Consider the following 14,147-nt stretch of genomic DNA (forward strand, 5'->3'; position numbering starts at 1 on the left):
GTGTTTTGGAAAGGTTTAAAATGTTATTAGATAAGAGAAATCTTTTAATAGACAAAAAATATAAGGAAAAAATAAGTGAAATTATAATGTGGTATTTAGAAAAAATACATAATGAGGTTGAAGCTAACTTAATTAAGCAAGATGACTATGAGGATTTTTTAATCACTATTTCTAATTTGTTGCCGATTATACCTGAATTGAAAAAAGATAAATATATTTGTGTAGGATATGAGTTAGCAAAAAAAATAAAGATTAAAATAGAAAGTGATAATTTCCGGAATTTTTATTCAATGTTTACTGAGGGTTTAGGTTATTGTGCATATTCTATCTATTCTTTCAATAGAAGCACAGGATTACTTTCCAAGTTTTTAAACGATATAAACAAGCTATTCTTGGATGAAAGCTACAAACAAGCTGTAAAGTTAATAGATAATTATAAAAATAATACTAATACATTTGATTATGATATTATATATGGCTTATCAGGAACCTTAAATTATTTATTTGAATTTGAATGGGAAGAAACAGAAGTTGATAAATTAAAAACCATATGTAAGTATCTTGTTATGCTTGCAGAGAAATCTAGTCAAGATGAATTTATTGCACCTAAAATCTATATTCCATACCATAATTCAACAGATGATGAAAAAAAATGTTTTTTATATGGTCACATAAACCTTAGTGTATCTCATGGTATAGCTGGTCCACTAAAAGCCCTTGCGATGGCCAAAAACAAGGGATTTAATGTAGAAGGATTAGACAATTCTATTTCAATATTCCTAAATATATATGATAAATATGAAATTGAAATTGATAATGCTATTACTTGGCCGCCAATTATTGATTTAGAAGAGTATTGTAATAATAGATTAAAAAATTTAGACTATTATTTAGATTTTTATAAATGGTGTTATGGGTCATTTAGCTTATCCAAGATTTTACTAGAAACATGTAGCTATTTAGATGATGAAGAGAAATCATTAAAGTATAATAATAATTGTAAAAAAATTGCTAAACAACACTTTAATGATTTTTATTTATTTACGACAAATATTTGCCATGGATATGCCAGCATACTTGCTATGCAATTGTTAGCATATAAAAAAGATAATGATATAACTTTAATAACAAATTTAGAGTATTCAATTAATAATATCTTGAACTGTTTTGATAAAAAAAACGATTTCGGATTTAGGATTAACTTAGATGAAAATTTTATAAATGAGATAAAAGAATATGAAATTAAATCATACAATTTTTTAGAAGGTACTACTGGTATAGTTTTAGCTTTATCTCTAGTTTTTAATGATGATATAGATTTTAATAAATTATTATTTTTTGACTAGAAATAAAGAGAGTGCAAATTTTCCTATATATAAGGAGATGATATTATTAAAAGTTTTAAGTTGGCTTTGAAAGTTACTTTTGAAGTAGATAAAAAATACCTTTTTTTATCTATATTTTCGACTATTATATCAACTGCAATCCCGATTATAAGTATGTTGGTTATGCAAAGTATTATTAATAAGATTCAGTTGGGGCTAAGTACATTTGATATTATAATAAAAAATATTGTCTTTTATATTATTCTAGATGTGATACTAATACTTCAAACAAATATTTTTGACATATATCAAAGTAAATTTACAAGGAATTTTCATTTGAAGCTAGAGACCTATTTGTTAGAAAAATGTAGTTTACTTGATTTACATAATTTTGAAGATAGTAAGGTATATGATATGATTCAAAGATCTGAAGACGAGGGAATTAGCAATACTGTTAATTTTATTGATAATTTTATTCAATTGTTGAGAATTTCAATAAATCTAATATCTTATTTATTTATCCTTCTAACTTTCAGAGTATGGCTTATTATTCCTGTGCTAATAATACCATGTGTTAAATATTATGTTACTAGGAAGTATAATATTGAAGAATTTAATATTATAAAAAATAGGACCAATGAGAGTAGAAAAGCTTGGTACTTAAGTTACCTTTTAACAAGAGAAGATTTCTTTAAAGAAATTAAATTAAATAAACTAGGGAATTTTTTCATAGAAAAGTATAAGACTCTTTACAAAAAGTTTATTTCACAAGATATGGGGCTTATGAAAAAATATTATCTGTTCTTAACTATTATTTCGATAATCGAACAAATAATAGATGGTATTATATTTGTTTATATAATATATTGTGGATATATTAAAATCATTCTTATTGGTAATGTAATGACTTATACAAATTCTCTTATGAAAGTAAAAGAAAATTTACAAGGAATGCTCAGTATTGTAGCGAAAATAAAGAAGGAAACCTTATATATTGATTTGCTATATGATTTTTTAAATTATCCTACTAATCAAAGAACTGGTTCAGTAAAAATAGATTCTATTGAGACTATAGAAATAAAAGATTTATATTTTAAATATAAAAATAGTGATAATTATACGTTGAATAACATAAATTTAATGTTTGAATCTAATAAAATGTATACGATTTTAGGAACTAACGGTTCAGGGAAAACAACGCTTATTAAGTTACTCATGGGTTTTTATCCTAATTATGAAGGAGAAATAATTGTAAATGGAATAGAACTAAAGGAAATAGATAAGGATTGTTATATGTCCCTTATTGGAACCCTTTTCCAAGATTTTTCAAAGTATGAAGCTTCTTATTATGATAACATTGCCTATGGAAATATTGAAAAAATTGAAGATCGAAAGTATGTAGAAGATATATCAGAAAAATTCTCAATAGATTCAATACTAAATAAAAATTCGGACAAGCTAGATTCTCAAATAGGTTTTTGGTTTGATGAGGGTAGACAAATTTCTATGGGTCAGTGGCAAAAAATTGCTACAGCTCGAGCTTTTGCAAAAAAAGCGGATTTATATATATTAGATGAACCAAATGCGTCTTTAGATGTGATTACAGAAAGAGAAATAGAAGATATGTATATAAAAATTTTCAAAGATAAAATAGGTCTTATAATTGCACATAGGTTCAATAATATAATTAAAAAATCATCTAATATTATATTAATTAATAATGGAGAAGTTTTATCACAAGGAAATCATGAAGACTTGCTGCTTAATTGCGAACTTTATAAACAACTGTTTTTTAACAACCTAGAGATTTAAAATATTAAAGAAATAGTATAATTGCTTAATATCTAATACAATTTGTTATTAGCTTTAAAGGGGGATCTGTATGGATTATTCAGGTTTTAAAAAGTATTTTTTAAATTTTTGCGGAGCAATATTAATATTTTTATTCATTAACATTCTTTTTTTATTTACACAGCAAGTTATTTCAATTGATCAATTATTTTCAAATCAAATCATAGGAAACTTACTAAGTACACTCTGTTTTTCTATAATTATTTTTATACTTGTTAAAGTATATAATGATGGGATCATAAATAGTATGTATAAAAAAGTTTCTATAAATAGTTTATTACATTTTAATAAAAAAAATATGTTACTATTATTGATTTTGCTATTTATTGCTTTTGCATATGTTTGGTTATTACTATCAAATGTATTTAAAGAAATTCTTATAAATAATGGTTCAAGAGAATATAATTTAGAGTATAACTTCTTGTTTAAAATGATATTAGTTGCACCTATTTTAGAAGAACTATATTTTAGAGGTATATTTAATAATATAGCAATTAATTCGCTTAAAGTAGAAAAATTGTCAGATGAGTATTTTATAGCTATAATTAACGCAATATTATTTTCTTTGTTGCATTATAATACATTTGCTACACTAAATATAAGTGTTTTTTTATCATTACTTATGGCATTTCTAACGATTATTGTATACTCAATATCATTTTGGTTTATTTATATAAAGACAAAAGATATCAAATATAATATTATTTTACATATTTTAGTTAATTTAACACTTAATTTAGTAGCTATTATTTTTTAACCTTAACCTATCATGAAGTTAAGGTTAAAAACCAACGTGAGTTTGATTTTGTAATAGTCGGGGTGTTATAGATTTAGAAATGATGAAGCAAGAACAATTTATATTGGGTCTGCTAAGAGTATAGATAAAAGTAAAAAATAAAAAGAAATTTTATATAGACCTAAGAATATCTTAGGTCTATGAATGTACTATAAAAGATATAATTATACAGTAAATAATTATGTTAATCGAGGGGTTGATCCCTAGATTTTTTATTATCAAACATAATTATAATTATATAATCATAAGAAGCTTAAAGGGATAGTTGCAAAAGATAAGCACAGCAAGTATTGGTTTGATAAAAAGAGTAGAGACTAGATAAAAAATAAATACATGAAGGACGAGAACTTCGTAATTTGCGGTTATATACTAAAAGAAAACAACATGACTAGTTTAATAATTGCACAATACAATGAAGATAATGAGTTAGTATATAAAGGACACGTTACTTTAGGTGTTAGTCTTAGAAAGCTTAATCAGTATAAATATAAAAAAGTTAGTGAACCACCAATTAAGTACGTACCTACTGGATCTAATAACGAAGATGCGGTTTGGCTAGAGCCAACTTTAGTATGTACAGTAGAGCATATGCCAAATGATAAAGGTTCATTAAGGCAACCAGTATTAAAGGGAATAAGAGAAGATAAATTACCAAATGAATGTAGAGAATAAATACGAGTAGCGTAATAAGCTACTCTTATTTTAAATAGTATTTTACATATTAATGTGGTATATTTTTCTTAGAATATTAAAACTGGAGGGAAATATGAACACAGAAGTTATATCAGCGTTAATTGGGGCGATTATAGGTGGTATTTTTACAATTATTGGAGCGAATTTTTCTTTTAAAAAAGAATTAAGATCTAAGTCAAATATTGATAGACTTATTAATACATATGAGCCACTTTATAATGAAGTTTCTAAGAATCATAACAGCTTAATTGATTTTTCGATGCCAAATATAAGTTTTAGCTCTATAGATACTTCTATTAATTCTATAAACTATAAAGATTTATTTGAAATATTAAATGATTCAAGATCATTCTCAATACCTAAAAATATATATATAAAACTAAAAAATTTTCATACATCAATAGAAGAATATAATTTAAATTTAGATAATGCTCTTAATTCTATTAATAAAGTTATCTACAATCCATATAATTTGCATAATTATGATACACTTAGTCTTAGTGGTAGAGTGGTTTTATCAAATTTATTATTAAGTAGTCATTATAATAGATTTGAATTTGACGATCAGGAATCATTTGATTCATATAAATTAATATTACCCGAAATATTAAAATTAAGTGAAATAGATTTAATTGAAAATTCATATAAAAACCTTTTAGATAATGAGAAAGAATTAATAAATGAAGTTGAGGAAGAAATTAAAACTATAAATTATAATTATAAATATAGAAAATAAGAAGAAATTAATAAGAGGTAAATATCGTGAAATTAAGTTAAGGGAGAATATATATGGGAATATATAAATTGAAACTACAAAAAAAAGATTGTAACATAGACTCATTAAAGGACTGGCGTAATCTTGCACCGCCTAAAAAAGTAGATACTCATTGGAAAGATGGAAGAAGTGCAAAAGAAGTAGCAAAGTACATATTGGCGGGGAATGGATATATACCAAAAGAAATTGAAGAAATATTGTCAGAAATAGGTTGTAATAAAGAAAAAATATTTTATGGGGAGCCAGAAGCAGTTACTAAGTTTGTTGGAAGAGGTGAAGGTTGTAATCATGATATACTATTTATACAAGATTCTCAGGCTGTCATAAGCATTGAGGCCAAAACAGATGAAGAGTTAGGTAAACTTGTATCAAAAGAACTGGAAAATATATCTGAAAACAAACTTATAAGAATTAAAAGTTAATACAGTTAAAGCAATTTTAATCATACTCACACTTAAAAAAGAAGGATGTTATAATATTAAAAAAATCATAGGGATATAATATATTTTATTAAAAGTTTAGAAAAATTCAAGATAAATGATTCATATAAATTACCAGGATATCCAGGGATAGATTTTTACATAAAGTATATCGAGATAGAAGTATAATTAATCTTAAATAGATGAGACTATTGATAATCTAAGATATAGACTCGGACATTATTCTGTACAGCGAGGAATCACCCAACTGCATACAGATTATATATATGTAAATTTTTTCCATATATTTGTTATAATATAGGTTGATGAATTTAAAAAAACGATTTTAGGGGATCTATAAATTTAGCAAATATTATAAAATAATTTATATTGATTTAGCAGAGCAGTTAATATTAATTTACAATTTTGATATTTACTCTTACTTGTAAATTAATTAATAAAAAATTGAATACATCTCCTCATTTACATCGTTATATTACGCAAAAGAATTATTCACAAAATTTATCGATACATTTTTGTGTTTAAATAACAATTAGGAGAAAATTTATGGAAATAAAAAAATATTTTACACTAGATTATTTAATAAAATATGGTTACTTTGATTTTAAAAAAGCTAAAAATAAAACTGATATATGCGAGATGGATTTAAAGTACACTTCAACAAGTATACATAAAGACATATTCAATTGCAATGACCTGTACAACAGCATAAGTAAAATAATAGATAAAGTAGAGCTAAAAAATAATAATAAAGAAACTGAACCTATTATCTTTTCTGTATATAAAAATGATGAAGAAAGAAGGATATTTAAATATCCTAACATATATTCCTATATTTGTTTATGTAAACATATCAATGAATATCAAGAAAAATACATAGATATTTTGAAGAGTAGCACTAAGTCATTATCTAATGAATTTTATAATAAAGGTTATTTACATGGCAAGATATTAAGATACAAAAATAGATTAGGCAACAGACGTATATTTAGGACAGATATAGAAAATTTTTATCCTAGCATATATACACATTCAATTCCATGGGTACTAGAAGGAAAAGAAAAAGCTAAAAGGGAGAAAAACGAAAAAGACAAATACTACAATCAGATGGATTCGTTAATTCAGAAATGTCAATATGGGGAAACTCATGGTATACCAACTGGACCATTCACATCAAGATTAATTTCTGAAATATATATGTGTAAAGTTGATGAAAAATTATCTAAATTTAGATATGTTAGGTATGTTGATGATTTTGAACTTGCATATAGTAGAGAATGGGAACAAATTGAATTTTATAATACACTCAATAAAGAACTAAATCAATTAAATTTAAAAATAAAAAAAGATAAAAATTTAATAGATATATTTCCTTTTGATATTGATGAAAATGTAGATGATTATTTTACATATATAAAGCTATCTAAGCAAAATTATGATGTATTAACTATATCTAAAGAAAGAAGAATAATTTATGATTTTATAGACTATTCATTAATCAAAGAAAAAAAAGGAAAAAAAGGATCCTTAAAGCTATTATTTAAAGCTCTTATACAAGCATATGAAAATAATCACTTAAGTAAAGATGCGTGGAAAGGTGATATATGGAAATATTTATTTAATCTTGTTTTGATGAGGCCTCAATTATATATTTATTTCTTGGATTTTATAAAGGTTATAAATGAGCAAGATATATTAAGCTATATAGGTAAAAGTATAATGAATATGAAAGAACAAGTTCATGAGAATGTAAAACAATATATTGAACTAGAATATAATGAAGAGCTATTAGCTATATTGAGTATAGTTTATAAATTAGAGATTGGTTACATTTTAGATAAACCAATTTTATTAAAAATTATTAAAACACAGGATGATTTCAATTCGATAATAAGCATAGAAATATATCTAAAAAATAAGAATATAGACTGGAATAAACTATTTGAAACAATTGAATCTAAACTGTCAAATTCATATACATGGAATAATGAATTTTGGTTGTTTAAATACCAATTATTTTATAAGTTAAAGAAAGAAAAAAAATTAGAGTTTGAAGAGCAATACAAGAATTATCTATATGATAAATACTCAAGAGATAAATCAAGATCAGAATTTTTCAATCTAGAATATTTAAAAAAAGTTAAATCTCCTATGATAATTCATGTGCAGAGTAAAAATGTTGGGAATAATCTTATATTAAGTAATTTTTATGAACAACTATTAAAAGACGATATATCGTTTTTTAGGTATAAATAATAGTAGGATTAATCTTTAGCTAACATGAAGAGTAGCAAAAAAGACAAAAATGCAGCAACTGTTAAAGAAAACCAAAATATAAACTCGTTAGATCAACATAATAGAATTGTTAGATATGGGAGCAATAACAGAGGACGATTTTAACACTAAGAAAAAAGAGTTGTTAGGTGTGTAAAATTAGAAAACACACCTATGACACACCTAAACAGCACTATAATATAAATAAATATGAATATATAAAATACTTATGTGTAATGCTTGGAAATACATAGATGGAGGAGTTAGAGGAGTTAAATAAAAAATTAAGTTACTTCTCCCTTCGTCTCCACCAATATAAAATTAATAATGATGAATAAAGTGGAATTGCTTAATCATATTTGATGAGCAATCCTATTTTATTATAAAAAACCACAATCATATCGTAATCAGATAGTTTAAGGTTAAGAAAATGAAAATTGATAGCTTTGTACTTATAACAATATATGGTAAAATTTAGTTATAATAAATATGAATTATTATTCTGAGATTAATTTTAAATAACTGTAATATGACTAGTAGTTAAGATGCTACTTTAAAAAATATAAAGTAACAGGAGAATAGCCCATGAAAAATAGATTTGGCTTGTCACAAGGAGATGTTTTACAGAATGATGATATAATGAAGGCTTTTGCATGCAGTGGACAGGGTTGTATGAGAAAATCAAATTCCACTAATACTCTTGTTTTAATCTCAGATGAGACGAAAGGGCTATATGAAGATAAGTGGTATAAAAATGAATTTCATTATACTGGTATGGGGAAAAATGGGGACCAAAGCCTTGACTTTATGCAAAATAAAACCTTAGCTTTAAGTAATGAAAATACGGTAGAAATACATTTGTTTGAAGTGTTTGAAAAGAAACGTTATACATATATAGGGCAGGTTTACTTAATTGGGGAACCTTATCAGTCCATTCAGCAGGGGGAAGATGGAATCGATAGAACTGTATGGATTTTCAAATTAAAGTTAATTAGTGATTATGGTTTACCTAATATAGAAAAGGGTGTATTTGAAAGAAATAGTGATATGAAAGTAAGGAAGATAAAAAAACTTAAAGCAGAAGAAATTATTGATAAAGCTAAAAAAGTAAAAGGTAAAGCAGGTGCAGTAAATGTTATTTCACAGACCCACAGCAGAAATCAAATTATTATAGGGTATACAAAAATGAGAGCAAAAGGTTTTTGTGAACTTTGTAAAGAAAAAGCACCTTTTATAAATTTAAACAATGAACCTTATTTAGAAGTACATCATATTATTTGGCTATCTAAGGGAGGAAATGACGATATTGATAATACAGTGGCATTATGTCCTAACTGTCATAAAAAAATGCATATTCTTAATATAGATAAAGATGTTGAACACTTGTCAAATTTAAATAAATATATAATTCACACTTAAAAATATAAGTATTGGTATAGGAGATAAGTATGATTCAAGTTTAAATATTTGATACTGCAAATAACCCAACAGTAACCCAATTAGAAATGAAAAACACCAAAAATATTGCCTATAATTAAAAAATACTTTCTAAGAAATATTGAAATTTTACCATTTTAATATTATGTATAATAAACTTAACTCTGTATAATATTCATGGGTGGAATGACTGAAATAACTAAGAAGTAATTTGTATATATTGAAATAACAACATTCGTAGTAGTTGTATATTTCTGAATATATCTAAATTAACACAACCATAACACAACTAGCGGAAAGCTAGTTAAAATAATATAAAAAAAGACCTTCAACTAATCTGCAGTTTTGGGTCTTTTTTATAGTTTAAATATATTATTTAATGTATTTACCGCTTCATATTTCTTTTCTTCCATGACTTCAGTATATATGTTCATAGTAATTGATATGTCACTATGCCCCATAAGAGCTTGCACGGTTTTAGGAGGTACATCATTTTCAAATAATCTTGTAGCATAAGTTTTTCTTAGTCCATGAAATTTAATAGGTTCTATATCAAGTTTTTTTAATACCGCTCTTAAATTATCTTTAGGCCTTTGATGATTAATTGGTTGGCCAAGTTCATCAGCAAATACATAATCATTTTTTATATATAAGGCACCCATTTTTAATATCATTGTATTTTGCTCTTTCTTATACTCCCTTAATCTTATTAGTATATCATTAGGAAGGGGGGGTAGTTCTAATTGAATTATCAGTTTTAGGCTCATGTTCTACTATCGTATATGTCTTATTTCCGTTTGTCTCATACATAGGTACTTATCCTTTACAAACATATAAACAGATAATATCATTGAAATTATGGCAATTATCCCCGGCGAAAAAGTTGCTAATTTTGTTAAAGAAGGAAGAGAGTCTAACCATTTTTCTAATAAAGTTACATATACTATATCTGGTTCTGCTAGTATATATATCAATTTACTTAATAAAAAAGTAATTGATTGAATTAAAAGTGATATTATACTCAATATTAAAAAAAATAACGATAAAACCCTACTTTCCTTTTCATTTAAATTTACTTTTTTCATGTTTTTACCTCTTAGATTCTATAAATTTTTACTACTAAAATCTCAATTGTCAAATACTTTAACAGTTGCTGTTGCAGTTTTACCAGTGAAAGTACCTTTAGCATAGTATCTTTGTACAACTTGATAAGTTTTGTATCTAGGTCTAAAAATTATCATTTTTCTTTTGCCTTTAGGAGCTGAAATAGAATACGTTGCAGCGTATGATTTAGATTTTCCGACTGTCACCCCTAAACTATTTGCAACATTACCCGATCCAATTGGATAAGAGCCTGATATAGTATTAGTAAAAGATAAGTTTGCTATATATTTAATAAAAGAGTAGTATATTAAATGTAATAAATCAATAAGTTTGACATAACTGGTCATTTAAAGGGAATAACTGGGAATGATTATCGATATAATTGAATGTTTATAAAATATTAAATTGCATTTTTATTGCCTATTTTACCATTGAAAATATGAGATAATTGTATTGTGGAAAAATATTCCACTACATACAATTTCATAACTGGCTAGATTAAGTTAAAAGGACTTGTCTAGTCAGTGCATGCGAGTTATAGTATTTAATTCAGGTGCAATTCCTGAAGCTTGCCTTCTTTTGATTAAATAGTAGTATAAAAGATACCTATTATTTTTCTTAAATCATAATTCAATTTTTTATTTTAATGGTATAACTGAGAAATATTAAAATATATTAAACCTTTATTGCCTTTTTATAAAATGAGACAATTGTATCAAAGAAGAATGATATAATGGAATAAATAAAACTAACTATAATAATTTATATGGAGGAATACTTGCATGAAGGCGCAAATTAATCTAATTACAATCTGGACAAATAATATAGATAAAATGAAGACATTTTATAAAGAAGTACTTGGCTTCGAGATTATAGAAGATCTTGGAGGTTATGTTGAATTTAATAACAAAGGAGTAAGATTTGCAATCAGTAAACGAAGCGTTATGGATATTTATAGCAAAGATTTTAAGGAAAAAATATCTGGTCAAGCTTTCGAGTTAGCTTTTCCATGTGAAGATCAAGATGATGTAGATGATTCGTTTGCCCGTTTAATTACTCTTGGAGCAAGACCTATTAATGAACCACAAAATATGCCCTGGAATCAAAGAACAGCTTTATTTGCAGATCCAGATGGTAATATACACGAAATTTTTGCTGACATAAAATAGTACAAAAAACGTTCGCTTAAATAATAAAATTAAAAGAACTCTAGGAATCGGGTTCTTTTTTTATGCAATAAATGGAGAAGGTAATGAGTAATGAAAAAATTTTTATGACTATAGATTTACCTAACATGGAACTAAGAGAGATAAGTAAGGGCATGGGGAAGATACCTAAGAGTTCTAAGGTAGAAAGGAAGTACAATAAAAATAAGTATGACATATAAAGGAGGTACTAAGTATAGAATGATTAAAACAAATCGAGTAAATATATTAAAAGGTAAGACAAGTAAGGAAATTGCGCCATTATAATACAAGGATGTTTTAAAAACTTTACTGAAGATACATTTTCATATTATTACTTTTGCAACTACGTAGCTGAAGCAGTAACGCTATATTACAAAGGTAACCAGCTAACTAAAGAACAGGCTGATGAAATAAATGTACATATATCTAATATGATTCAGGAATTAATTAGAAAGAATCATAAAGATTTCTAATGAAAGGTAGGTGATCCAATGAACTTAATGACACCTGAATTACTAATAAAGATTAAGTCTTTACTTAGTATTCAAAAGAACTATAGACCTTATAGGTTAAATGAATGGAATATACTTCGTAGGGCTGCACTCAAGAGAGATAACAATGAGTGCCAAGACTCAGTAGTAAGAAATTAATAATAAAAAAGCAGTTAGCATAAATAATCTAACCACTTTTTTATTTTTAGCTATTTTTTTTTAAATTTTTGTGTATCTTTTGGCATTTTTGGTTGGTGTGATAAAAATCCTGATGTTGAATTAGCTGATAACTTAACTGTACTTAGTGCTAATGATCCTACTTTTTGCAATACTACTGAACTTTTACTTCTTTTCATAAATTAGTCACTCCTTTCTTTAATATACCTAATATTAACATTATAAAAATACATACAATTACAGAAAATGCATACATAGCGTATTCATATGTAACTGCGTATCTAATGCCGAAAAAAGATATTACTAAAAGAAAACTACTTAAATATGTAACAATTTTTATATATTTTTTTCTTTCTTTATTACTTAAAGGGTTGTTTCTATGCTCTTGAGGAGATAAAAATACTATCCCAACATAACTTATTATTGATATAATTGTAATAAATATATCTGTATTAAGATTCATAAGTTTATCTAAAATATATGTATTAGATAAATACAACGTAATAAAAACTAATAGACACCTTCGATAGTTTTCTGCGTGAAATCCACCAGAAAATTGCCTTATAGGACAATAAAAGCATAAAAATAAAAGTGTTTCATTAAATTTATTTAACATATATCCTATAATTAATATTACTGCTATATTAACTACAAAAGCTATCAATGTTTCGAAACCATATGAATAAATTTCAAATTCTTCATCTTCAATTGTTTCTCTTTCAATTAGATATGAAGTTACCTTGTCTGCACACGATTTAATCATTTATAACGCCCCCAAATTATGTAGATACCTTTTAACTAATATTGAATTTGCAAATCAGCTAAAGGTAAAAGAATAGACATACTTAAATTTTCTCCAAGTTTTTCTATTACTAATTCACCATTATATTTGTCAACTGCTTTTTTAATGCTGTTAATACCTATGTCGAGGACTTATTAAATGTTGGTCGAGCTACTAAAAAGAAATTTTTAAAATACAATATAAACACTATAGGAGATTTATCAAATACAAAGCCAGAGTTTTTAAAGAATACATTAGGTAAAAGAGGTGTAGAACTTTGGAGTTTTGCTAATGGATAAGATAATTCCCCAGTAAGCTTATTCAAATTAACGTTAATTAGCACTTATGGTTTACCTAATATAGAAAAGGATGTATTTGAAAAAAATAGTGAAATGAAAGTAAGGAAGATAAAAAAGCTTAAATCAGAAGAAATTATTGATAATGCTAAAAAAGTAAAAGGTAAAGCAGGATCAGTAAATGTAATTTCACAGACCCATAGCAGAAATCAAATAATTATAGAGTATACAAAAATGAGAGCAAAAGGTTTTTGTGAACTTTGTAAAGAAAAGGCGCCCTTTATGAATTTAAGCAATGAACCGTATTTAGAAGTTCATCATATTATTTGGTTATCTAAGGGAGGGGATGACGATATTGATAATACAGTGGCATTATGTCCTAATTGTCATATGAAAATGCATATTCTTAATTTAGATAAAGATATTGAACACTTGTCAAATTTAAATAAACAAATAATTCATACTTAAAAATATATGTATTGGTATAGGAGATATATGCAAAGAATGAACTAAAAAGAGC

The 14,147-nt window shown here is 25.6% G+C and carries 19 protein-coding genes; 14 read left to right on the top strand and 5 right to left on the bottom strand.

Annotated features, from left to right (window positions below; translation table 11 throughout):
- Positions 1-20 precede the first annotated feature (20 nt).
- The 9 genes from J2Z43_RS02100 to J2Z43_RS02140 all read left to right on the top strand — a co-directional run bounded on the left by J2Z43_RS02100 (position 21) and on the right by J2Z43_RS02140 (position 9,573).
- Positions 21-1,346: a lanthionine synthetase LanC family protein gene (locus J2Z43_RS02100; protein ID WP_209455632.1), complete on the top strand. Its 1,326-nt coding sequence runs from the start codon at positions 21-23 to the stop codon at positions 1,344-1,346.
- Between the two features lie 333 nt (positions 1,347-1,679).
- Positions 1,680-3,137: an ATP-binding cassette domain-containing protein gene (locus J2Z43_RS02105; RefSeq protein WP_209455633.1), complete on the top strand. Its 1,458-nt coding sequence runs from the start codon at positions 1,680-1,682 to the stop codon at positions 3,135-3,137.
- A gap of 70 nt (positions 3,138-3,207) precedes the next feature.
- Complete coding sequence (locus J2Z43_RS02110; RefSeq protein ID WP_209455634.1) at positions 3,208-3,933, top strand: CPBP family intramembrane glutamic endopeptidase; 726 nt, start codon at positions 3,208-3,210, stop codon at positions 3,931-3,933.
- A gap of 372 nt (positions 3,934-4,305) precedes the next feature.
- A complete protein-coding gene (locus tag J2Z43_RS02115; protein WP_209455635.1) occupies positions 4,306-4,644 on the top strand; it encodes an ATP dependent DNA ligase in 339 nt (112 codons plus the stop codon).
- Positions 4,645-4,738: 94 nt separating this feature from the next.
- The gene (locus J2Z43_RS02120; RefSeq protein WP_209455636.1) at positions 4,739-5,401 is read left to right on the top strand and encodes a hypothetical protein; all 663 of its coding nucleotides are present in this window, start codon (positions 4,739-4,741) and stop codon (positions 5,399-5,401) included.
- A 53-nt stretch (positions 5,402-5,454) separates the two neighbouring features.
- Complete coding sequence (locus J2Z43_RS02125) at positions 5,455-5,862, top strand: DUF6946 family protein (RefSeq protein ID WP_209455637.1); 408 nt, start codon at positions 5,455-5,457, stop codon at positions 5,860-5,862.
- Between the two features lie 564 nt (positions 5,863-6,426).
- Positions 6,427-8,136 (top strand): RNA-directed DNA polymerase, encoded by a 1,710-nt coding sequence (locus tag J2Z43_RS02130; RefSeq protein ID WP_209455638.1) that lies wholly within the window; start codon positions 6,427-6,429, stop codon positions 8,134-8,136.
- A gap of 124 nt (positions 8,137-8,260) precedes the next feature.
- A complete protein-coding gene (locus J2Z43_RS15385; protein ID WP_408631517.1) occupies positions 8,261-8,311 on the top strand; it encodes a hypothetical protein in 51 nt (16 codons plus the stop codon).
- Between the two features lie 428 nt (positions 8,312-8,739).
- On the top strand, positions 8,740-9,573 hold the full coding sequence (locus J2Z43_RS02140; protein ID WP_209455639.1) for an HNH endonuclease: 834 nt from the start codon (positions 8,740-8,742) through the stop codon (positions 9,571-9,573).
- 374 nt (positions 9,574-9,947) lie between these two features.
- On the opposite strand, the gene J2Z43_RS02145 is transcribed toward J2Z43_RS02140, so the two are convergent.
- Genes J2Z43_RS02145 through J2Z43_RS02155 form a run of 3 tightly spaced genes read right to left on the bottom strand, consistent with a single transcriptional unit; the run spans position 9,948 to position 11,042 of the window.
- Complete coding sequence (locus J2Z43_RS02145; RefSeq protein WP_234925935.1) at positions 9,948-10,358, bottom strand: tyrosine-type recombinase/integrase; 411 nt, start codon at positions 10,356-10,358, stop codon at positions 9,948-9,950.
- A 6-nt stretch (positions 10,359-10,364) separates the two neighbouring features.
- Positions 10,365-10,676, bottom strand: a complete 312-nt coding sequence (locus tag J2Z43_RS02150) for a hypothetical protein (RefSeq protein ID WP_209455640.1) — start codon at positions 10,674-10,676, stop codon at positions 10,365-10,367.
- A gap of 42 nt (positions 10,677-10,718) precedes the next feature.
- Positions 10,719-11,042 carry a hypothetical protein gene (locus J2Z43_RS02155; RefSeq protein ID WP_209455641.1) on the bottom strand — a complete coding sequence of 108 codons (324 nt, stop codon included), beginning with the start codon at positions 11,040-11,042 and terminating at the stop codon, positions 10,719-10,721.
- A gap of 435 nt (positions 11,043-11,477) precedes the next feature.
- On the opposite strand from J2Z43_RS02155, the gene J2Z43_RS02160 reads away from it, so the two are divergent.
- From J2Z43_RS02160 to J2Z43_RS02165, 3 genes are all read left to right on the top strand, one after another.
- The gene (locus J2Z43_RS02160) at positions 11,478-11,864 is read left to right on the top strand and encodes a VOC family protein (protein WP_209455642.1); all 387 of its coding nucleotides are present in this window, start codon (positions 11,478-11,480) and stop codon (positions 11,862-11,864) included.
- A gap of 83 nt (positions 11,865-11,947) precedes the next feature.
- On the top strand, positions 11,948-12,082 hold the full coding sequence (locus J2Z43_RS14975; protein ID WP_268828381.1) for a hypothetical protein: 135 nt from the start codon (positions 11,948-11,950) through the stop codon (positions 12,080-12,082).
- Positions 12,083-12,373: 291 nt separating this feature from the next.
- Positions 12,374-12,532 (top strand): hypothetical protein, encoded by a 159-nt coding sequence (locus J2Z43_RS02165; RefSeq protein ID WP_209455643.1) that lies wholly within the window; start codon positions 12,374-12,376, stop codon positions 12,530-12,532.
- A gap of 50 nt (positions 12,533-12,582) precedes the next feature.
- Here the strand turns inward: J2Z43_RS02165 and J2Z43_RS02170 are convergent, their stop codons facing one another.
- Both J2Z43_RS02170 and J2Z43_RS02175 read right to left on the bottom strand, forming a co-directional pair.
- Positions 12,583-12,729 (bottom strand): cyclic lactone autoinducer peptide, encoded by a 147-nt coding sequence (locus J2Z43_RS02170; RefSeq protein ID WP_209455644.1) that lies wholly within the window; start codon positions 12,727-12,729, stop codon positions 12,583-12,585.
- Positions 12,726-13,313: an accessory gene regulator ArgB-like protein gene (locus J2Z43_RS02175; protein WP_209455645.1), complete on the bottom strand. Its 588-nt coding sequence runs from the start codon at positions 13,311-13,313 to the stop codon at positions 12,726-12,728. The genes J2Z43_RS02170 and J2Z43_RS02175 overlap by 4 nt, the downstream gene beginning before the upstream one ends.
- Before the next feature lie 122 nt (positions 13,314-13,435).
- Here J2Z43_RS02175 and J2Z43_RS15390 point away from each other — a divergent pair, with 122 nt between their 5' ends.
- Together J2Z43_RS15390 and J2Z43_RS02180 are read left to right on the top strand one after the other, a co-directional pair.
- Positions 13,436-13,630 (top strand): DNA polymerase thumb domain-containing protein, encoded by a 195-nt coding sequence (locus J2Z43_RS15390; RefSeq protein WP_408631518.1) that lies wholly within the window; start codon positions 13,436-13,438, stop codon positions 13,628-13,630.
- A gap of 93 nt (positions 13,631-13,723) precedes the next feature.
- Entirely contained in the window at positions 13,724-14,095 is a 372-nt protein-coding gene (locus J2Z43_RS02180; protein ID WP_209455646.1) for an HNH endonuclease, read from the top strand.
- The last annotated feature ends 52 nt before the right edge of the window (positions 14,096-14,147 follow it).

The sequence above is a fragment of the Metaclostridioides mangenotii genome (assembly GCF_017873185.1).
GTDB classification, from domain to species: Bacteria; Bacillota; Clostridia; order Peptostreptococcales; family Peptostreptococcaceae; genus Metaclostridioides; species Metaclostridioides mangenotii.

Bases quoted from the DNA above. Each gene is read 5' to 3' on its own strand.
- J2Z43_RS02100 (WP_209455632.1), top strand. From the start codon at position 21: ATGTTATTAGATAAGAGAAATCTTTTAATAGACAAAAAATATAAGGAA.
- J2Z43_RS02110 (WP_209455634.1), top strand. From the start codon at position 3,208: ATGGATTATTCAGGTTTTAAAAAGTATTTTTTAAATTTTTGCGGAGCA.
- J2Z43_RS02115 (WP_209455635.1), top strand. From the start codon at position 4,306: ATGAAGGACGAGAACTTCGTAATTTGCGGTTATATACTAAAAGAAAAC.
- J2Z43_RS02120 (WP_209455636.1), top strand. From the start codon at position 4,739: ATGAACACAGAAGTTATATCAGCGTTAATTGGGGCGATTATAGGTGGT.
- J2Z43_RS02125 (WP_209455637.1), top strand. From the start codon at position 5,455: ATGGGAATATATAAATTGAAACTACAAAAAAAAGATTGTAACATAGAC.
- J2Z43_RS02130 (WP_209455638.1), top strand. From the start codon at position 6,427: ATGGAAATAAAAAAATATTTTACACTAGATTATTTAATAAAATATGGT.
- J2Z43_RS02140 (WP_209455639.1), top strand. From the start codon at position 8,740: ATGAAAAATAGATTTGGCTTGTCACAAGGAGATGTTTTACAGAATGAT.
- J2Z43_RS02145 (WP_234925935.1), bottom strand. From the start codon at position 10,358: ATGAGCCTAAAACTGATAATTCAATTAGAACTACCCCCCCTTCCTAAT.
- J2Z43_RS02150 (WP_209455640.1), bottom strand. From the start codon at position 10,676: ATGAAAAAAGTAAATTTAAATGAAAAGGAAAGTAGGGTTTTATCGTTA.
- J2Z43_RS02155 (WP_209455641.1), bottom strand. From the start codon at position 11,042: ATGACCAGTTATGTCAAACTTATTGATTTATTACATTTAATATACTAC.
- J2Z43_RS02160 (WP_209455642.1), top strand. From the start codon at position 11,478: ATGAAGGCGCAAATTAATCTAATTACAATCTGGACAAATAATATAGAT.
- J2Z43_RS14975 (WP_268828381.1), top strand. From the start codon at position 11,948: ATGAGTAATGAAAAAATTTTTATGACTATAGATTTACCTAACATGGAA.
- J2Z43_RS02165 (WP_209455643.1), top strand. From the start codon at position 12,374: ATGAACTTAATGACACCTGAATTACTAATAAAGATTAAGTCTTTACTT.
- J2Z43_RS02170 (WP_209455644.1), bottom strand. From the start codon at position 12,729: ATGAAAAGAAGTAAAAGTTCAGTAGTATTGCAAAAAGTAGGATCATTA.
- J2Z43_RS02175 (WP_209455645.1), bottom strand. From the start codon at position 13,313: ATGATTAAATCGTGTGCAGACAAGGTAACTTCATATCTAATTGAAAGA.
- J2Z43_RS02180 (WP_209455646.1), top strand. From the start codon at position 13,724: ATGAAAGTAAGGAAGATAAAAAAGCTTAAATCAGAAGAAATTATTGAT.